Raw genomic sequence first — 17,886 nt, 5'->3', positions numbered from 1 at the left:
TTCAGTCTCCGTCCGAAAAGGAAAAGCCGGCCGAAAGGCCGATGGCCGAGCCATATTCGTCGCTGATTCTGGTAATGAGCTGGCGGCTATCGGCGAGCAACGCTTCGAGTTTGGCCTTCTCGGCATCGCTCACGGCGACGTCAATGTCGGGATTGAGCTTCGGCACGCTGTCGAGCAGCGATTTGAAATCCGCGTCGATCGAGGCGGCGACCGACCGCTTGTCCGTCGGCAGAAGCTCGGCCATGCCGGCCTTCTGCCAGAGCGTGCGCAGGCCTTCCAGATTGGCGGCCATCGATTTCCAGGTGTTCTTCGAACGCCAGTAGATGGCCATGCGCGGGCGCGGCGTGGTGTCCTTGCCCTTGTAGAACTGCTCCAGCCGCTGGTCGCGGACATTCTCTGCGCCGTGGACGAGAATGCCGAGGAGCGCAGTCACGGCTTCCTTGTTGTCCATGAAATCATTGCTCTGCGGGCCCGGATGTTTCCAGCTCGCCTGCACGCCATCGGGTTTTTCCCAGGCCGCGACGACTTCGCCTGCCTCACGCTGGATATTGCCGGCGACCGCGGCACCGTAAAGGCAGCGGAAGCCGCCCTTCTGCTTGACGAGATCGTCGGAGCCGTTGCCATAGAGCACATATTCCAGCGCCGTCAGGCCTTGCAGCGCCACACTCTTGCCGGCGATGGCATCGACGGTCGCGTCCTTAGGATCGGCCTTGGCGATCAGCGCTTGCACCTGCTTCAGGCCGACACCCTTGCGGTCGGGATAGAACAGGATGTGCTCCAAGAGATTGTCCTGGATGACCGGCCCTGTCTGGACGATCTCGATGATCGACCAGTAGCGGATCGTGTCGTCGAAGGCGGATTTCGCCTTGTCGAGCGTCTGTTGCGTTCCGCCGTCACAGAGATCCTTCATCGCCGTCGTCAGCCGGGCGGCCGATTGCTGCATATTGCGATAGCCGGGGCGGATCACCTCATCGACGGCGCGCTGCATGACGGCGGGAACGGCATCCTCATTCAGCCCTGCCGGAGGAGCGGCGGTCTCAGCGGCCGCCGATGTGGCGAGGCCGATCAGAGTGAGGCAGAGCAGGGGGTGCCAAAGGCGCATCAAAGTGACTCCAGGAATGTAATCAGGGCCGCCCGGTCGTCTTTCGACAGGAAGGAGAAAGCGTTGCGGGCCTTTTCAGCTTCGCCGCCATGCCAGAGAATCGACTCGGTGACGTTTCGCGCACGGCCGTCATGCAGGAAAAAGCTGTGTCCGCTGATAGTCCGGGTCAGTCCTATACCCCATAGCGGCGGCGTGCGCCATTCACGTCCGCTTGCAAGCCCGACCTGTTGCCCATCGGCCAGACCCTCGCCCATGTCGTGCAGGAGAAAGTCGGAATAGGGCCAGATCAGCTGGAAGGATTGCGCCTTTTCGGCTGCATCCCGGCGGGTGACGAATTTCGGCACATGGCAGGAAATGCAGCCGGTTTCGTAAAAAATCCGCTTGCCCCGCAGTGTCTCGGGAAAGCTCGCCTTGCGCCGCGCCGGCACGGCGAGATTTTCGGAATAGAAGGTCACGAGGTCGAGAACGGGGCCTGGGGCTTCTTCTGCACCCAGCCGTTTCTGCACCCCTGTCGGCATCTCAAGGCATTTTTCTTCCGGCTTGGTGCAATCGCCATGTGCATCCGGCTGGTCGGGCGTCGAGATGCCGATATCGTTGGCGAAGGCATCGGCGCTCTGATCGCGCACGGTGGCGTTTTGCGCCTTCCAGCCGAAACGACCGAGTGCGATCTTGCCGCTGCGATGGTCGCGCACGATCGCCGCCTTGCCCGAAATGCCGTCGCCGTCTGCATCATCAGGATCGGCATGGGCAAGAATGTCCGCTTCCGGAATGGCTTCGATCAGCCCAAGGCCGATCATCGCCGGCGCCACGCGCGCCGAAATGGTCGTCGCCGTGTCGAGCGGCCCGTAAGCGAGGTTCGTCGCCGTATAATGCGGCCGGCGAAGCGATACTTTTTCACCGTCGCCGAGCGTCACCGTCTCCACATCATAAGTGATCGCCATCCGGCCTTCTGCGGCAATGCCGGGGACGGCAAGGTCCTGCAGTTGATGGCCATAGACCGGATCGGGAAAGTTCACGACGTCGGCATTGGCGATCGCCTTTTCTTCCTCCGGCCTGGTCGCCGCGCGTGCCAGACGCAGGAACATCGAGGTGGCGCTTGTGGCCCCCTCCGGCGGTCTGCCCCGGCCGTCATTGACATGGCAGCTCATGCAGGAGCGGGCGTTGAAGAGCGGCCCGAGGCCATCAGAGGCCTGCGTCGAGGAAGGAGCGGAAACCCAGAGCTTGCGAAAGAGCGCATTGCCGAGCTTGAAATTCTGCTCTTCCTCGAAGGGGATGTTGGCGGAAATATGCGAGAAGCTGTCTTCAGTGACGGGATCGATCGAGGTCGCGGCCCCCGCCTGCATCGCTTCATATTGCTCGGCCTTGGAAAAATCCGCCGTCGGCCGCGTGATGTCGGCGACGCGTTTGAGATCGGTCTCGGAGAGGTCGGTGCGTTTGGTTGGCAGGTCGAAACCGCCGGCGATGGCTGCGGAAAATCCGGCAAACATGGCGCAGAGCGATGCGCTGGCGATCAATCGGCGGGCCGGGGCATGCGACATTTCAAGAGTCCGGGCCGCTCCGGCTGTCGAGGCGGCCCGCCTTTTTGCTTATTTGAAGACGGCGTTAGGATTATCCAAGCTGTCGGAACCTTCAAGCTGAACCGTGCCGAGATCGAGTGCGGCAATAACGCGCTGAATCGACTTCGTCTGGTCGATCAGCCCGTCGATGGCGGCCTGGACGACGGCATTGCCTTCCTTGTTGCCCTCGGCGATCATCTGGTCGTACTTCTCGACCGTCTCGCCACGCTTGGCCATGGCGTTCATTGCATCGAGCGTCTTGTCGAGCTTGCCTTCCATCTCGGCATCGAGCGCCTTGTCCTTGGCGGCCACGAGGTCGTGCAGCGACGGGCCAGTGAGCTTGGTGCCGTCGACGCGGGTATAGTTGCCGGTATAGGCGGCGGCGATGCCGATCGCGTCGTTGAGATGCGAGTTGTAGGTATTGTCGGAGAAGCAATCATGCTCTTCTTCCGGGTCGTGCAGCAGCAGGCCGAGCTTCATGCGCTCGCCGGCAAGTTCGCCGTAGGAGAGCGAGCCCATGCCGGTCAGGATGGCGACGAGGCCGGCCTTCGGATCGGCTTCGACGGTCTTCGTCGCCACCCCGTCCGGCTTCCAGTTGTCGGTCATTTCCTGCAGGTCGGAAACCAGCAGGGTGGAGGCGGACTTCAGATATTCGGCGCGGCGGTCGCAATTGCCGTGCGTGCAGTTCTTGAGGTCGTAATCAGTGGCCGGGCGGCTGCCGGCGCCCGGACCGGTGCCGTTCAGATCCTGGCCCCAGAGAAGGAATTCGATGGCGTGGTAACCGGTCGCCACATTGGCTTCGATGCCGCCGGCTTCGGCAAGCGTGCTGGAGAGGAAATCAGGCGTCAGCTTCGAGGCGTCGACATCCTTGCCGTCGATCTTGATCGTCTTGTTGGCGATGACATTGGCCACATAGAGCGAGTTTTCGTCGCTCTCGGTCCCGTAGGCGGCATCGACATAATCGATCAGGCCTTCGTCGAGAGGCCACGCATTGACCTTGCCTTCCCAGTCGTCGACGATCGGATTGCCGAAACGATAGACTTCGGTCTGCTGGTAGGGCACGCGCGCCTTGACCCAGGCATCCCTGGCGGTTTTGAGCGTCTCATCGGTCGGTGCCTTCAGGAAGGCGTCGATGGCGGCGTCGAGCGCCTTGGCCGTCGTCAGCGAGTCCTCGTATTTGGCATGCGCCACCTCGGCATAATGTTTCACCACGGCGCTAGCATCGGTCTCAGCCTGCGCGGGAAGGGCGAGCAGAGCGGCGGGAGCAATCGCGAGCACAGCTGCGCGGAATTTGCTGTTGAGCTTCATAATCCTCTCCTGTGACGGATCTTCCGTCGGGCTCCGTCTCTTCGCGCAAAAGTAAACTGGTGTCAAACGCTCTAGTTTGGAATGATTTTAAGAAGGGCGCGGGCCAGCACGCCCCGGTCTTTCCAGCGCATTTGACTGAAAATCACGACCTTCACGGCGCCGGAACGTCAAGCTCCCGTCAGCGGCTCTCGCGGGGGTCTCAGCCCTTGCGCTGCATGCGGCAGAAGAAGAAGCCGTCCGTATCGGTGGAAGCCGGTGTCAGCGTCACCGTCAGACCATCGGAGGAGTGCGGACGCGGCGCGTCTTTGCCGAAGAGAGCGTCCCAGGCGGGCAGGGCGCCGACGATCTCAAAATCAGTATTCCTGGCCGTAAAGCGGCGCACCTGCTCCTCATTTTCCTGAGGCAGCACCGAGCAGGTGACATAGATCAGCTCACCGCCCGGTTTGACGAAGCCGCTTGCCTGCGCCAGCGCGTCCTGCTGCTGGGCGGTACGTTCGTCGAGGTTCTTCGCCGTCAGCCGCCATTTCGTATCGGGGCGGCGGCGCCATGTGCCGGTGCCGGTGCAGGGCGCGTCGACCAGCACCTTGTCGCAGCGCCCGGCAAGGCCCGAAAGCCCTCTGGCGTCGTCATGCACCTGGACATTGCGCGTGCCCGCCCGCTTCAGCCGCTCGATGATCGGCGCCAGCCGTTTGCGATCGGCGTCATAGGCGTGAACCTGGCCCTTGTTTTGCATGGCGGCGGCCATGGCGAGCGTCTTGCCGCCGCCGCCGGCGCAATAATCGAGGATCTGTTCGCCATCGCGCGCCAGCACCAGATCGGCGACGATCTGCGAACCCTCGTCCTGAACTTCGAACCAGCCTTTCTGGAACGAAAGTTCGGCTGTCACGTTGGGAAGACGCGAGGCGCCTTCGCCTGCGGCAATCCGGATGCCGTAACGGGCGATCTTCGCCGCATGCGCGCCGGCTCTTTCGAGCGCCTTGACCGCCTTGTCGCGCGAAGCCTTCAAAATGTTGGCGCGCAGATCGAGCGTCGGGCGGGCGGCGAGCGCCTGTGCTTCGGCGAGCCAGCCCGTGCCGAAAGACTGTTCGAAGGAGGATTGAACCCATTCGGGAATATCGCCGCGGATATGCGGCGGCGCGTCTTCGAGCGAGCGGCTGCTAAAGGCGGCAAGGGCTTCGGGTGAAAGTGGCGCCGGCGCGAATTTGTCGTCGGCCAGCTCGGCGGCAAGGCTTTCGGGCGTGAAACCCCATTGACGGAACATGACGGCGTGGGCAATGGCCGCAGCGCTGTCGTCATCCATCAGCCAGGCATGCGAAAGCCGCATGCGCAAGGCGTCGTAGACGATGTTGCCGATCGCGGCACGATCGCCGGAACCGGCGAAGCGATGGGCAAGGCCCCAGTCCTTGAGTGCGTCGGCGACGGGTCGCTTGCGGGCATCGATGTCCGCGAGCACAGAAATCGCCCCTTCGAGGCGGCCGCCCAGACGCATTCAGATATCTCCTGTTGCCGTACCGTGCGAACGATCCGCACCCAGAGGTCGGGCGGATTGCTTACAGGTTTCGATCGCGTGGTAACCGCGATTGGCGGCAAGAGCAAGCGCCGTGCAGCCGGTTGCAAGCTCCGGACTTAGCTGATCACTTGGTAGCAGACCTTCGCCGTGCCGGAGCTCACCATGCCGATATTCTGTGCGGCGGCGCGCGACAGATCGAGCACACGGCCGCGGATGAACGGGCCGCGATCATTGATGCGGACGACGACGGTGCGCCCATTGTTGCGGTTGGTGACCTTGACCTTGGTGCCGAATGCGAGCGAACGATGCGCGGCAGTCAAGACGGCGGGGTTCATACGTTCTCCGGAAGCAGTTTTGGAGTGAAGAGCGTACCACGAAGCACCGCCACAGCCATTTGCAGCAAAACCTTCCGCCGGAAGCATGGAAGAGCAGGCTGCAATAGTTGCGGCAGCGATAATAGAACGGCTGATTTTCTTCAAAACGGAGTATCCCTCAACTATTGAACTCGACGCCCTGGCAGGCGGCGGGGCTTAAATCCGTGGAAAAATGGCAAAAAAGTGCCGCATGCGATCACGGAATATTACAGTCTGTAATATTTGCCAGACCATTGATAAAAAATGAGAATTTGCCGCGCATGGCGATTTGAGAAAAAAGCGCAATGAAATCAGCTAAAATTCAAATGATTTTTCCGGGGAAGCCCTAAACTTCGCGGCCTTCACAAAAATCACGGAATATTTTTTCTGACTTCGCCATATTTCCCGCCACATTTGCGCAAATTCAAAGGCTGTTAACCATGATATGCGGCGAGAATTGTTCTGCCAACTGTGCAAAGTAGGAATTTCCTACTCAATTTGGGTGATAACCCCGGTCACCTCAAGCGGCCCGGATTTACCCGCGCCAGCGCCCGTCCTGCCACAATTGAGCAAGCGACATCGAATAGTTCGGGAAGGAAAATCGGAAACCGGCCGCCTTCAGTTTCGCATTGGAAACCCGCTTGTTCTCGCCGTAGAAAGAACGCGCCATCGGCGTCAGTTCGGCGGTTTCGAAAGCCTGTTCCGGAGGCGGCTCGACGCCCATCAGCCGTGCCGCCTCGACGATCACATCCTGCGGCGGCCCAGGCTGGTCGTCGGTGACATTATAGATGCCGCCGAGCCCGCGCTCCGACAGGAAGCGCGCCGCCGCGCCGATATCCTCGACGCGGATGCGGTTGAAGACCTGATCCTTCTTGATCAGCCGCCGCGCCGTGCCTTTTTCTAGGTTGCAGAAGGCATTGCGGCCCGGCCCGTAAATCCCGGAAAGCCGCAGCACGGCCGCCGGCACGCCGCGCCTCGCGCCCATTGCCAGCCAGCCCTCTTCTGCCTCGAGCCGCTCCTTCGACCGTCCGGAGACGGGCACGCACGGTATTTCCTCGTCGACCCATGCGCCCTTGTGATCGCCATAGACGCCGACGGTGGAGAGATAGCCGATCCATTCAAGCCTCGGCAGCAGGCTCGCGCCGTCCTTATCGAGCAGCCGCAGCAGCGGGTCAGCCTTTCCGGGCGCGATCGACTGCACGAGATGGGTGACATTGGCCAAAGCCCGGACGAGCTGCTCTTCCAAGGTTCCGCCATCGAACAGGAATGCCTCGATGCCGGCGCGGCGCAGCGCTTCCATCTTCTCTGCCGAACGGGTCGTTCCGGACACGCGCACGCCGTCGCCGGCGAAGGCCTTGGCGATCGCCGTACCGGAAAAACCGCAGCCGAAGATCATCACATGCATCAGCCCACTCCTGCCAGGCGCCATTCGTTCAGGACATTATCGTCGCTCTCATCAGCCCTTTTTGCGGCAAAGGCCGAGAATTCGTCAGCCTTCATCAGCCTTGAAAGCGCCCAGACTGTCATCCCCCGCACCACCGGCGAGGCGTCGTCGGCGAGCAGGCGGCATTGCGGGATGAGCGCCCTCTCGCGGGAATTGCCGGCAGCGATCAGCACGTTGCGGATGAAACGGTCGCGGCCGATCCGCTTGACCGGCGAGCCGCTGAAAAAGGAGCGGAAGGCGGCGTCGTCGAGCGTCAGCAGAAAGGCGATCGACGGCTCCTTCAGCTCTTCGCGCGCCTGCAGCTTCATTTCGGAGGCGGAGCTTGCGAACTTGTTCCAGGGGCAGGCGGCGAGACAGTCGTCGCAGCCATAGATGCGGTTGCCGATCAGCACCCGCAGGTCGGGGTCGATCGGCCCCTTGTGTTCGATGGTGAGATAGGAGATGCAGCGCCGCGCGTCGATCTGGTAAGGCGCCGGAAAGGCGGCGGTCGGACAGATGTCGAGACAGGCGCGGCAGGAGCCGCAATGATCGATTTCCGGCGCGTCGACGGCAAGATCGGCGGTGGTGAACATCGTGCCGAGGAACAGCCACGAACCATGCGTGCGGCTGACGAGATTGGTGTGTTTCCCCTGCCAGCCGATACCGGCCGCCGCCGCCAACGGCTTTTCCATGACCGGCGCGGTATCGACGAACACCTTCACATCGGCGCCGGCCCGCGCCGCAAAGCGGGTGGCGATCTCCTTCAACCGGCCCTTGATGAGGTCGTGATAATCGCGGTTGCGGGCATAGACGGAGATCGCCGCTTTGTCGGGCTTGTCGAGGATGCCGCGCGGATCTTCTTCCGGGGCGTAGTTAAGGCCGAAGACGACGACGGATCGCACCTCGCTCCAGAGGGTCAGCGGATCGCCGCGCCGCTCGCGCGTCTCCGCCATCCACTCCATCGTCCCGTGCCGGCCGGCATCGATGAACTCACCGAGACGCCGTTTGGCTTCGGGGATCGCGTCAGGGCGCGTGATGCGGCAGAGATCGAAGCCCTTCGCGACCGATTCCGCCCGAACGAAGTCGGTCAAATTGTCGCGGCGCCGCCGCTCTTTGTCGTCTCTATAAGCTTCGGGCATGAAGAGCCCTCGTCAGAAATCCAGATCGGCATAGTGTGAAACGGGGGTCAGGCCGCGCACGCGCTCGGTGAGCATCGGCCGGAAGGAGGGACGCGATTTCAGCCGCTGATACCACTCCTTGACGACGGGGGCTTCGGCCCACTCGATCTCGCCGAGATAATCGAGGATCGAGATGGAGGCGGCGGCGGCAAGATCGGCATAGCTCATCCGCTCTCCCGCCAGCCATTGGCGCGAGCCGGCAAGCCAGGTGAGATAACGCATATGCTGGCGGATATTCGCGCGGGCCGTGCGCAAAATCTTCGAATCCGGCGCTCCGCCGCCCTGATCGGCGGTCATCTGCAACTTGTAGACACGCTCACGTGCGAGCGGCTTCGTCACGTCGTTCTCCATCTTCTGCATGAACCATTCGGTCAGCCGGCGGATTTCCGCCCGCTGGAAAGGGTCTTCGGCGAGCAGTCGCCGGTCGCGTTTCAACACCCCGTGCGTCTCGTCCAGATATTCGGAAATGACGGTGGCGCCGCAGAGCGCCCGCATGCTGTCGTCGACATAGACCGGCAGCGTGCCGGCCGGATTGAGCGCCAGGAAATCCCGGCGCTTCTCCCATGTCTGCTCCTCGATCAGATCCGCCTGATAGCCGTATTCCGCCAGGATCAGCCGGACGAAGCGGGATGCGGATGACATGGGATGATGATAAAGCGTGGGCATCGATACTCGGGCTTTGTGATTGCTGTTACAGGACTGTGTGGCAGCTCGTTTATAGCGCCTTAGTCGTGACTCATTGGTTGAAGCTATAGGAGCTTGGCCCCGCCAATACAAGCGAATCGGATTTTACCCCATCTGACGATGGCAAAACACGGTCTAACGAACGAATGGAAACGGCAGCCTGATCGACCCAAGCGATCAGGCCGACCGAACTTTAAACCGGAGACAATGTATGGATTATATCAGTGCCGCAATTCTCGGTGTCATAGAGGGGATCACCGAATTTCTGCCGATCTCGAGCACCGGCCACCTGATCATTGCCGAGCAATGGCTCGGACACCGCTCGGACATGTTCAATATCGTCATTCAGGCGGGCGCCATCCTCGCCGTCACCATTATCTACTGGCGCCGCCTGCTGGATCTGGTGCTCGGCTGGCGCGAGCCTGAGAATCGGGACTATGCCGCCAAGCTGATCGTCGCATTTCTCATCACCGCAATTCTCGGCCTCGTCGTCAAGAAGCTCGGCTTCGAACTGCCCGAGACCGCGACGCCGATCGCCTGGGCGCTCATCATCGGCGGCATCTGGATGATCTTTGCCGAATGGGCCGCCGCGCGCCGGCCGCCGCATAAAAAAATCACCTGGCTTGTCGCCATCCTGGTCGGCATCGCCCAGATCGTTGCCGGCGTCTTTCCGGGCACGTCACGCTCCGGCGCCACCATTTTCGTCGCCTTGCTGGCCGGCACCGGCAATCGCGCCGCGGCGACCGAATTTGCCTTTCTCGTCGGCATTCCCACAATGTATGCCGCAAGCGGCTATGAACTGCTGAAGACCTTCAAGGACGGCGGCGCGGCAGGTGAAGACTGGACGGCGCTCGCCATCGCCTTCGTGGTCTCCACGATCGTCGCTTTCATCGCCGTCAAATGGCTGCTCGCCTATATAAGGAGCAACCGCTTCACGCTGTTTGCCATCTACCGCATCATTCTCGGTGTCTTGCTGCTCGGCATGGCCGCGACCGGCTTGATCGCCTGAGCAACCTGCAACTGCATTCGCGCAACTCCCGGCGCGAATGCATTGCCCTGTCGGAATTTGGCGCACGATACCCGCTCGCCGGCAAGCGTCGAGTTTTCAGAACATCTTGAGAGGAAGGACGCTCGTCGCCGCTTTGAAGCAGGCAATATCGAGCCGTCATTGCGGAACGCCTTGTTCGGCGTTCCCGATTGCTTGTCTTTTGGATGCCGGCGCAAAGCGCCGGCCTTTTCGTCAATGGCTGATCGAAGCCGTCGAGCAAGGATCGACGCCGTAAGCCGGCGAGCAGTCGCCCTTGACCGCCGCGACCGAACCGGGCGCAACGAAGGAACCTGCCATGATAATCAGCGCCGCACACGCAAAAAGGAGCGCGATTGACTTGCCCATCGAGAAATGCCTTTCACAGTGATTGCCGCACGCCTTCGCAGACGTTGAGTCCGTTGGAAGGCGCGGGGTTTGGTAGTCAGTGGAATGACAAATAGCAATAAACGTTCCTGCTAAATTTGACGTTAATTCCACAAAATTTCCGCTGCGCCTTTTATGCAACGCTGCTCGATATGGCCGGCAGGAAAATATGCCGAGCTTGCGCCGGCATGGCAGAGCCACACGCCGTTCAGGACGCGCAAAGAACGCCATGCTGCGGCAAAGCAAACGCCGCCCGCGGGACCGGCGGACGGCGCAATCGTTTCTCGGCAAAGATGGTCAGGCGGCCTTGCCGGAGCCGGTATACTGGCCGTGCGGACGATACTGCACGAGATAGGAGCCGAGCACCGATGCCGGCATTGTGGGTGTGATGCCGAGTCCCTTCAGCGTGCGGCCTTCCGCCTCGGCTTCTGGGGAAACGACGTTGTCGCGCTTGAGCAGGCGCACCTGGTCGGGCGTGATCGGCGGCTTCACGAAGGGGATCAGCGAGGCGATGCTGCCGATCAGCGAAGCCAGGCCGAAGGGCAGGGACACCAGCGGATTCTTGCGGCACGTCACCTTCAGCATCATGTCGAGACATTCGCGGAAGCTCAGCACCTCGGGCCCGCCGAGCTCATAGATCGTGCCGCCCGCAACCTTGCCATCGACGGCGCGGGCGACCGCCTCGGCGACGTCCTCGACATAAACAGGCTGGAATTTCGTCTTGCCGCCGCCGACCAGCGGCAGGACGGGCGACATGCGAGCCATGTCGGCAAACTTGTTGAAAAAGCTGTCCTCCGGTCCAAAGACGATCGACGGACGGAAGATCACCGCATCCGGCTTGATGGAGAGGATGGCCGCTTCCGCGCGGCCTTTGGTGCGGCCGTAATCCGAATCGGAGTTGGCATTGGCGCCGATGGCCGAAATATGGGTGAGGGTCGCGCCGGCATTGCGCGCCGCTTCGGCAACCGCGCGGGCGCCGAACTCCTGTACGGCGTCGAAAGTGTTGCGGCCGGTCTCATGCAGAATACCGACGCAGTTGACGACGTGGCTGGCGCCCTCGACGGCGCGGTCGATCGAGTTGCGATAGCGCAGGTTCGCCTGCACGAAGGAAATCTGGCCGACATTGCCGAGCGGCTGCAGGAAGCCGGCGAGATCGGGCCGGCGCACGGCGACGCGGATGCGATAGCCGCGCTTGGCGAGCGCCCGCACCACGTGCCTGCCCACAAAGCCGGAGCCTCCGAACACGGTGACGAGCGGCGGCAGATTGGCAAGGGTCATGGCAGTTTCCTCGAAAGGCTTGGGGATGCTTTGTCGGCACCGTATTAGCCCAATCCCGAGGCGACGGGAAGGCCTATCGCGCCGTCAGTTTTTGGCGATGCGCGCAGCTTAGACGCCTTCGACGACGACCATTTCCGCATCTGCCACTTCCTGGCGGATCTTGGCGGCGATCTGGTACTCCGGCGAATTGTAGCAATCCACCGCATGCTGCATTGAAGGGAATTCGATTACGACGTTGCGGGCGCGCGCCTTGCCTTCGAGTTCGGTGATGGCGCCGCCGCGCGCCAGGAAATTTGCGCCATATTTTTCGAAGGCCGGTTTGGCCGCCGCCACGTAATCCTTGTAGCGCTCGACGTCACGAACGTCGACGCGGGCGATCCAATATGCCTTGGCCATGATCTTCTCCCTTGTGCTTTTTGAATTCAGCGGTTTGCCGGCCAGAGCGCGCTCACCATCTCGTTGAGGACAGCGCGGGCCGCCTCTTTCGGATCGGGCGCCTTCACGATCGGCCGGCCGACGACGAGATGGGTTGATCCCGCTTTCAGCGCATCGAACGGTGTCATCACCCGCTTCTGGTCGCCCTTGTCACTGCCGGTCGGGCGAATGCCGGGCGTGACGATCGCCATGTCGGGACCGACGACCTCCCGCACCTCGGCCGCCTCCGCCGCCGAGCAGACGATGCCGCCCATGCCGGCGGCGCGCGCCTGTCCGGCGCGGCTGAGCACCAGGCTGTGCGGGTCCTGGCTATAGCCGGCCTCGGCAAGGTCCTCGGCATCCATCGAGGTTAGCACGGTGACGCCGAGCAGGCAGAGGCCGGAGCCGGCAGCGGCCTCCACCGCCGCCCTCATCGCCTTCGGATAGGCATGCAGCGTCAGCATCGACATGCCCATCTTGGCGATATTCTCGACGCCCGACGCGACCGTGTTGTCGATGTCGAGCAGCTTCATGTCGAGAAAGATCTTCTTGCCGCTCGCGGCAAGGTCGCGGGCGAATTCGAGGCCGCCGGCAAAGACCAGCTGATAGCCGATCTTATAGAAGAGAATGTCGTCGCCGAGCGTGGAAACCAGTCTTTCCGCCTCGCCGATCGTTGGAACATCCAGGCCGACGATCAACCGCTCGCGTGCATCCATGTGAAGTCACCCCCGCCAGTCTTCGATGGGCGTCCAGTCGCATGTTAGGCCGAGATCCGCAAGGCCGAAAGCATAGAGATTGCCGCCGCCGGCCGGCTGGTCGCGGTCGCGGGCAATCGGCCGTCCCGCCAGATAGCATTTGAGTAGCGTGCCGACGCCGCCATGACCGACGAAGGCGATCGGTGCGGCCGGATCGTGCGTGGCGAGAACGGCCTTGACCGCCGCCACGATGCGGGCCTGCGCGTCGACGGCGCGCTCCCAGCCTTGGAAGCTTTTTTCCGGATGGGCAAAGAACCAGTTGGCCGCCTCTTCGAATTGCGGCGGCGGCAGGAAGCCGGTCGCCGACCGGTCGTTCTCGTGCATGCCATGCACGATCTCGATGTTGATACCGGAGGCGGCCGCCAGAATTTCGGCCGTCTCGATCGCCTTCGTCTCGTCGCTGGAGACGATGCGGGTCAGCCGTTTGGCCCAGCCGCTCTCGGCAGCTTTGCGGGCGCGCGCAGCCCCGACATCGGAAAGGCCCCATTTCGGCACGGGAACATTCGCATCGATCTTGACTTGCGGGTGGGTGATATAAAGTCCGAACATCTCAGCCGCGGCGGTAGATCCAGAGCTGCGCCGGAGGGATGTTGCGCATGACGAAGTCGAAGTGCTGAATGTGATAACGGTCGGGATTGGCGGCGATCGGCGAAATCGCGCCATAGGAGATTTGCACCACAGGCCGGCCGGCAGGCAGGTGGTCGAGCAGGCTTTCCAGCAGAGAGACGCGCATCGCCATCGGAAAATTCAAGAGCGGAATGCAGGAGATGACGCAATCGAACGTCTGCTCGCCGAATGCGCCAAGCGTGGTCTTGAGATCGAAGGCATCGCCGTTGATGAAACGCACGCCGGGATAAGTCCGCAGCAGATGCTGGTGGAAGTCCGTCGAATATTCGATTGCGACCAGATTTTCCGGTTTCACGCCCCGGCCGAGGATGGCCTTGGTGATGGCACCAGTGCCCGGGCCGAGTTCCAGCACTGGCAGCCCCGAATGCATATCGATGACGCTGGCCATGCGCTTGGCGGTAATCGAAGAGGTCGGCACGATCGAGCCCACCGTCTTCGGCCCCTGCATCATGCCCCGGAAGAAACGGATTTCCTCATCAAATCTCTTCCCGAGGTGTTCCTTCACCTTGACCCGTAAGCGCATTCTCCACCCATCCGCATGTTGATCGACTGTCTTAATATGCCGCTTGTCGCTGCTTGGACAAGGATTTTCGCAACAAGAACATCGGCATCAACAGCTCATGCGGCCTTTCGGTGGGAATCAGGCATCAGATCGGCAAGCCGCTCGGCCAGGTGTTGGGCGTCGATGGGCGCGCGCAGCTTCTTGTCGGTATTGTCGAAATAAAGATAGACGTCGCGGCCCCTGGCGCGTGCCGGCAAAGGTTCCAGAACGCGCGTCGCATCGTCAGGCTCTCGGCCGCTTGTCCAGGCGCGGATACGTTCCGCCCATAGATCGAGCGCTTCGTCTTCATAGCCGCTGACATAGAGCTGTTCGGACCCATGCAGACGGCAATAGATGAAGTCGGCGGTGATATCCATCAGCAACGGCCATTTCACCGTATCGGCGCAGACCAGCGCGGCCTTGTGTCGCCGGAGCATCTCGATGAACTCAACTGAGCGGAAGCTGTCGTTACGGATTTCGAACGCATGGCGGATCGGCTGGTGTCCGTCGCTTGTGAGCCAGGCCTGTTTGAGGCGCTCGTCATGCCGCTTGGCGAGCGTTATCGCCGCATCGTGATCATGCGGCAGCAGCGACAGGAAATTTTCGAAACGATCGGGATCGAAGACCATGTTGGCCGGAAATTGCCAGAGGATCGGCCCGAGCTTGGGGCCGAGCCTCAGCAGGCCCGAGGCGAAGAAATTGGCAAGCGGCCCTTCGATCTCCCTCAGTCGCCGCACATGGGTGAGGAATCGCGGTCCCTTGACCGCAAAGACGAAATCATCAGGCGTTTCGTCCCGCCAGCGGCCGAAGCTTTCGGGTCTCTGCAGCCCATAGAAGGTGCCGTTGATCTCGATCGAACGGAAGTGACGGGCGGCATAGGAAAGCTCCTGCTTCTGCGGCAGTCCTTCCGGATAGAATTGCCCGCGCCAGGGCGCATAGGTCCAGCCTGAAATGCCGATGCGCACCGCCCCCGTCTTTTTCATTCTGGAATCCTCCTGTTTGACAGGAGGAGAACCGAAAGCGGCCGCCTTCGTTCCCGTCAGACGCGCATCGGCATCAAGACGTAGAGCGCGTCGTCACCGGCGGTGTCGCGGATCAGTGTCGGCGAGCCGGCATCGGCCAGCAGGAAGATCGCTTCCTCGCCGGAAAGCTGCGCGGTGATGTCGAGCAGATATTTGGCGTTGAAGCCGATTTCCATCGCGTCCGTGTCGTAGCCGACGGCGACCTCTTCCGTTGCACTGCCGGAATCCGGATTGTTGACGGTCAGCATCAGCTGCCCTTCGGACAGCGCGAGCTTCACCGCGCGCCCGCGCTCGGAGGAGATCGTCGAGACGCGGTCGACTGCCTGGGCGAAGGTCGTGCAATCGACACGCATTTCCTTGTCGTTGCCGGTGGGGATGACGCGCTGGTAATCCGGGAATGTGCCGTCGATCAGTTTCGAGGTCAGGACGATCGAGCCGATCGTCATGCGGATCTTGGCGTCGGAAACCTCGACGGTGACGATCGCTTCCGGATTGTCGACCAGCTTCTGCAGTTCCCCGACCGTCTTGCGCGGAATGATGATGCCGGGCATGCCCTCGGAGCCCGACGGCGCATCGACATCGGCGCGGGCCAGCCGGTGGCCATCGGTCGCGACCGCCCTGAGCTTCAGCTCACCATTGCTCTCGATCGTGTGGAAGAAGATGCCGTTCAGATAATAACGCGTTTCTTCCGTCGAGATCGCGAACTGGGTGCGGTCGATCAGCATCTTCAGATCGGTCGCCTTGAGCTTGAAGGAATGCGTGAAGGTGCCGGCGGTCAGATCCGGGAAATCGGATTCCGGCAGGCACTGCAGCGAGAACTTCGAGCGTCCGGACTGGACGGTCATCGAGCCGCCGTCGGGGCTGGTGGCCAGCAGCACTTCGGCGCCATCGGGAAGCTTGCGCACGATATCGTAAAGAAGATGGGCCGGAACGGTGGTAGCGCCGGCCTGTTCGACGCTTGCCGGCGTCGCCTCGGTGATTTCGAGGTCGAGGTCGGTCGCCTTCATGTCGAGGTTCTGGCCATCGGCCTTGAGCAGTACGTTGGACAGGATCGGGATCGTGTTGCGACGTTCGACCACACGGTGGACGTGGTTCAGCGATTTCAGAAGGTTTGACCGCTCAATAGTAATACGCATGGGATGCTACCGCTTTCGACCGTGACTGCCCGGGCGCATCGAAGGCCCGAAGAATGCTTTCCCGATTTAGGTCGGGGGAGTGGACGGGCAAAATGGCAGACTTCAGCATTGGATGGCAAGAGGCATGGACGGCTGAGCCCTCGCATTTCAGGTTTTCCGGAGCAATGCTCACAGAAATCCCAACCCTTGCCGAAGCCGCAGCGCTCGCCCATAAAGGCCGATGAACCGGCAAGGCGCCGGCGGCACGAAGGCAAAGGGCATGAACGAGCAAACCACAGGCGAGGACGCCACGAGGCGAAGCTTCCGCCTGCACAACATGGCGGTGCCGGCGCGGCCGCTGGAGCCGGCGCTCTATCTGGTCGCCACTCCGATCGGCAATCTTGGCGACATCACGCTGCGCGCATTGGAAACGCTGGCCGGCGCCGACGTGCTGGCCTGCGAGGATACGCGTGTCACCCGCGTTCTGCTCGACCGCTACGGCATCCAGAACCGCCCCTTCGCTTACCATGAGCACAATGCCGATGAAGCCGGCCCGCGGCTCATCCAGGCGCTCGAAGCCGGACGCTCGGTGGCGCTCGTCTCCGATGCCGGCACGCCGCTCGTCTCCGATCCCGGCTATCGGCTGGCTCGGCAGGCGATAGCCGCCGGTTACCGCGTCATTCCCATTCCAGGCGCCTCGGCGCCGCTCGCCGCCATGGTTGGTTCCGGCCTGCCGAACGACGCCTTCCTCTTTGCCGGCTTTCTGCCGGCCAAGGACAAAGCCCGCCGCGATCGTCTCGGTGAATTTGCCGCAGCTCCGGCGACGCTGATCTTTTTTGAATCGCCCCATCGCATCGCTGCCACGCTTCTTGCCGCCGCCGATGTGCTCGGCCCGGCCCGGCCGGCTTGCGTCTGCCGTGAATTGACCAAGACCTATGAAGAATTCCGCCGCGGCACGCTTGCCGAACTCGCCGCCCATTACCAGCAGGTGGAAAACGTCAGGGGCGAGATCGTCCTCGTCGTGGGTCCGCCGCAGCCAGCCGAAACATCCGAGGCCGATGTCGAAGCCGTGCTTGCCGACCTCTCGATGTCGATGCCGACGGCAAAGGCTGCGACCGAGGCCGCCCGTCTCACCGGCCTGCCGCGCAAGGCGCTCTACCAGCGCCTGCTGGAGATGAAGGGCGGCAATGGGAGATAAGGAGCTTACCGCCATCAAACGGAAGGCGCTACGCCGCGGCCGCATGTCGGAATATGTCGCCGCCGCCTTCCTGATGCTGAAGGGATACCGTATCCTGGCGCTGCGCCACCGCACCAGGCTCGGCGAGATCGATATCGTCGCCCGCAAGGGCGATCTCGCCGTCTTCGTCGAGGTCAAGGCCCGCCATGGCGAGGCTGCGGCGATCGACGCCGTCTCTGTCGCCGCTCAGAAGCGCATCCGGGCGGCAAGCGATCTGTGGCTCGCCCGCCAGGCGGATCAGGCCCGCCTTTCCCAGCGCTACGATATCGTCGCGGTCATGCCCGGCCGGCTGCCACGGCACTTTCCCGACGCCTTCTGAGCGCTTTCAGCCCGGTCGAGTTTCCGGATTGTTAAAATTTTAGTCCCCCGTTG

General features: G+C 62.1%; 18 protein-coding genes. 3 read left to right on the top strand and 15 right to left on the bottom strand.

Annotated features, from left to right (window positions below):
* Nucleotide 1 precedes the first annotated feature (1 nt).
* From CO660_RS15875 to CO660_RS15840, 8 genes are all read right to left on the bottom strand, one after another.
* The gene (locus CO660_RS15875; RefSeq protein WP_097599505.1) at nt 2–1,102 is read right to left on the bottom strand and encodes an imelysin family protein; all 1,101 of its coding nucleotides are present in this window, start codon (nt 1,100–1,102) and stop codon (nt 2–4) included.
* Entirely contained in the window at nt 1,102–2,640 is a 1,539-nt protein-coding gene (locus CO660_RS15870) for a di-heme oxidoredictase family protein (protein WP_097599504.1), read from the bottom strand. Before CO660_RS15870 ends, CO660_RS15875 begins: the two co-directional genes overlap by 1 nt.
* Before the next feature lie 48 nt (nt 2,641–2,688).
* Entirely contained in the window at nt 2,689–3,966 is a 1,278-nt protein-coding gene (locus CO660_RS15865) for an imelysin family protein (RefSeq protein ID WP_097599503.1), read from the bottom strand.
* Nucleotides 3,967–4,165: 199 nt separating this feature from the next.
* On the bottom strand, nt 4,166–5,455 hold the full coding sequence (locus CO660_RS15860; RefSeq protein WP_097599502.1) for an RsmB/NOP family class I SAM-dependent RNA methyltransferase: 1,290 nt from the start codon (nt 5,453–5,455) through the stop codon (nt 4,166–4,168).
* Between the two features lie 137 nt (nt 5,456–5,592).
* Nucleotides 5,593–5,955 carry a septal ring lytic transglycosylase RlpA family protein gene (locus CO660_RS15855; protein WP_085776661.1) on the bottom strand — a complete coding sequence of 121 codons (363 nt, stop codon included), beginning with the start codon at nt 5,953–5,955 and terminating at the stop codon, nt 5,593–5,595.
* Nucleotides 5,956–6,364: 409 nt separating this feature from the next.
* Complete coding sequence (locus CO660_RS15850) at nt 6,365–7,234, bottom strand: SDR family oxidoreductase (RefSeq protein ID WP_097599501.1); 870 nt, start codon at nt 7,232–7,234, stop codon at nt 6,365–6,367.
* A complete protein-coding gene (queG, locus tag CO660_RS15845; RefSeq protein ID WP_097599500.1) occupies nt 7,234–8,391 on the bottom strand; it encodes a tRNA epoxyqueuosine(34) reductase QueG in 1,158 nt (385 codons plus the stop codon). The genes CO660_RS15850 and queG overlap by 1 nt, the downstream gene beginning before the upstream one ends.
* Before the next feature lie 12 nt (nt 8,392–8,403).
* Nucleotides 8,404–9,096, bottom strand: coding sequence for a glutathione S-transferase family protein (locus tag CO660_RS15840; RefSeq protein WP_097599499.1), 693 nt, complete (start codon nt 9,094–9,096; stop codon nt 8,404–8,406).
* A gap of 229 nt (nt 9,097–9,325) precedes the next feature.
* On the opposite strand from CO660_RS15840, the gene CO660_RS15835 reads away from it, so the two are divergent.
* Complete coding sequence (locus tag CO660_RS15835) at nt 9,326–10,123, top strand: undecaprenyl-diphosphate phosphatase (protein WP_097599498.1); 798 nt, start codon at nt 9,326–9,328, stop codon at nt 10,121–10,123.
* A 699-nt stretch (nt 10,124–10,822) separates the two neighbouring features.
* Here CO660_RS15835 and CO660_RS15825 read toward each other — a convergent pair.
* The 7 genes from CO660_RS15825 to dnaN all read right to left on the bottom strand — a co-directional run bounded on the left by CO660_RS15825 (nt 10,823) and on the right by dnaN (nt 16,298).
* A complete protein-coding gene (locus CO660_RS15825; protein WP_097599497.1) occupies nt 10,823–11,803 on the bottom strand; it encodes a complex I NDUFA9 subunit family protein in 981 nt (326 codons plus the stop codon).
* A gap of 108 nt (nt 11,804–11,911) precedes the next feature.
* A complete protein-coding gene (locus tag CO660_RS15820; protein WP_097599496.1) occupies nt 11,912–12,199 on the bottom strand; it encodes a DUF1330 domain-containing protein in 288 nt (95 codons plus the stop codon).
* Nucleotides 12,200–12,225: 26 nt separating this feature from the next.
* Nucleotides 12,226–12,933 (bottom strand): orotidine-5'-phosphate decarboxylase, encoded by a 708-nt coding sequence (gene pyrF, locus CO660_RS15815; RefSeq protein WP_097599495.1) that lies wholly within the window; start codon nt 12,931–12,933, stop codon nt 12,226–12,228.
* A 6-nt stretch (nt 12,934–12,939) separates the two neighbouring features.
* Nucleotides 12,940–13,521 carry a histidine phosphatase family protein gene (locus CO660_RS15810; RefSeq protein ID WP_097599494.1) on the bottom strand — a complete coding sequence of 194 codons (582 nt, stop codon included), beginning with the start codon at nt 13,519–13,521 and terminating at the stop codon, nt 12,940–12,942.
* 1 nt (nt 13,522) lies between these two features.
* Nucleotides 13,523–14,122 carry a phospholipid N-methyltransferase PmtA gene (gene pmtA / locus CO660_RS15805; RefSeq protein ID WP_097599493.1) on the bottom strand — a complete coding sequence of 200 codons (600 nt, stop codon included), beginning with the start codon at nt 14,120–14,122 and terminating at the stop codon, nt 13,523–13,525.
* A 95-nt stretch (nt 14,123–14,217) separates the two neighbouring features.
* Nucleotides 14,218–15,123 carry a DUF72 domain-containing protein gene (locus tag CO660_RS15800; protein ID WP_097599492.1) on the bottom strand — a complete coding sequence of 302 codons (906 nt, stop codon included), beginning with the start codon at nt 15,121–15,123 and terminating at the stop codon, nt 14,218–14,220.
* Between the two features lie 56 nt (nt 15,124–15,179).
* Nucleotides 15,180–16,298: a DNA polymerase III subunit beta gene (dnaN, locus tag CO660_RS15795; RefSeq protein WP_097599491.1), complete on the bottom strand. Its 1,119-nt coding sequence runs from the start codon at nt 16,296–16,298 to the stop codon at nt 15,180–15,182.
* Nucleotides 16,299–16,557: 259 nt separating this feature from the next.
* Here dnaN and rsmI point away from each other — a divergent pair, with 259 nt between their 5' ends.
* Both rsmI and CO660_RS15785 read left to right on the top strand, forming a co-directional pair.
* The gene (rsmI, locus tag CO660_RS15790) at nt 16,558–17,475 is read left to right on the top strand and encodes a 16S rRNA (cytidine(1402)-2'-O)-methyltransferase (protein WP_097599569.1); all 918 of its coding nucleotides are present in this window, start codon (nt 16,558–16,560) and stop codon (nt 17,473–17,475) included.
* On the top strand, nt 17,465–17,833 hold the full coding sequence (locus CO660_RS15785; protein WP_097599490.1) for a YraN family protein: 369 nt from the start codon (nt 17,465–17,467) through the stop codon (nt 17,831–17,833). The genes rsmI and CO660_RS15785 overlap by 11 nt, the downstream gene beginning before the upstream one ends.
* Nucleotides 17,834–17,886 lie beyond the last annotated feature (53 nt).

This window comes from Rhizobium sp. L9, from assembly GCF_002531885.1.
Lineage (GTDB): Bacteria > Pseudomonadota > Alphaproteobacteria > Rhizobiales > Rhizobiaceae > Rhizobium.
The sequence above is the reverse complement of the archived record's forward strand: the minus strand, read 5'-3'. Positions and strand labels throughout refer to the sequence as shown.

Coding starts and splice junctions, on each gene's coding strand:
- CO660_RS15875 (WP_097599505.1), bottom strand. CDS start 1,102: ATGCGCCTTTGGCACCCCCTGCTCTGCCTCACTCTGATCGGCCTCGCC.
- CO660_RS15870 (WP_097599504.1), bottom strand. CDS start 2,640: ATGTCGCATGCCCCGGCCCGCCGATTGATCGCCAGCGCATCGCTCTGC.
- CO660_RS15865 (WP_097599503.1), bottom strand. CDS start 3,966: ATGAAGCTCAACAGCAAATTCCGCGCAGCTGTGCTCGCGATTGCTCCC.
- CO660_RS15860 (WP_097599502.1), bottom strand. CDS start 5,455: ATGCGTCTGGGCGGCCGCCTCGAAGGGGCGATTTCTGTGCTCGCGGAC.
- CO660_RS15850 (WP_097599501.1), bottom strand. CDS start 7,234: ATGCATGTGATGATCTTCGGCTGCGGTTTTTCCGGTACGGCGATCGCC.
- queG (WP_097599500.1), bottom strand. CDS start 8,391: ATGCCCGAAGCTTATAGAGACGACAAAGAGCGGCGGCGCCGCGACAAT.
- CO660_RS15840 (WP_097599499.1), bottom strand. CDS start 9,096: ATGCCCACGCTTTATCATCATCCCATGTCATCCGCATCCCGCTTCGTC.
- CO660_RS15835 (WP_097599498.1), top strand. CDS start 9,326: ATGGATTATATCAGTGCCGCAATTCTCGGTGTCATAGAGGGGATCACC.
- CO660_RS15825 (WP_097599497.1), bottom strand. CDS start 11,803: ATGACCCTTGCCAATCTGCCGCCGCTCGTCACCGTGTTCGGAGGCTCC.
- CO660_RS15820 (WP_097599496.1), bottom strand. CDS start 12,199: ATGGCCAAGGCATATTGGATCGCCCGCGTCGACGTTCGTGACGTCGAG.
- pyrF (WP_097599495.1), bottom strand. CDS start 12,933: ATGGATGCACGCGAGCGGTTGATCGTCGGCCTGGATGTTCCAACGATC.
- CO660_RS15810 (WP_097599494.1), bottom strand. CDS start 13,521: ATGTTCGGACTTTATATCACCCACCCGCAAGTCAAGATCGATGCGAAT.
- pmtA (WP_097599493.1), bottom strand. CDS start 14,122: ATGCGCTTACGGGTCAAGGTGAAGGAACACCTCGGGAAGAGATTTGAT.
- CO660_RS15800 (WP_097599492.1), bottom strand. CDS start 15,123: ATGAAAAAGACGGGGGCGGTGCGCATCGGCATTTCAGGCTGGACCTAT.
- dnaN (WP_097599491.1), bottom strand. CDS start 16,298: ATGCGTATTACTATTGAGCGGTCAAACCTTCTGAAATCGCTGAACCAC.
- rsmI (WP_097599569.1), top strand. CDS start 16,558: ATGAACGAGCAAACCACAGGCGAGGACGCCACGAGGCGAAGCTTCCGC.
- CO660_RS15785 (WP_097599490.1), top strand. CDS start 17,465: ATGGGAGATAAGGAGCTTACCGCCATCAAACGGAAGGCGCTACGCCGC.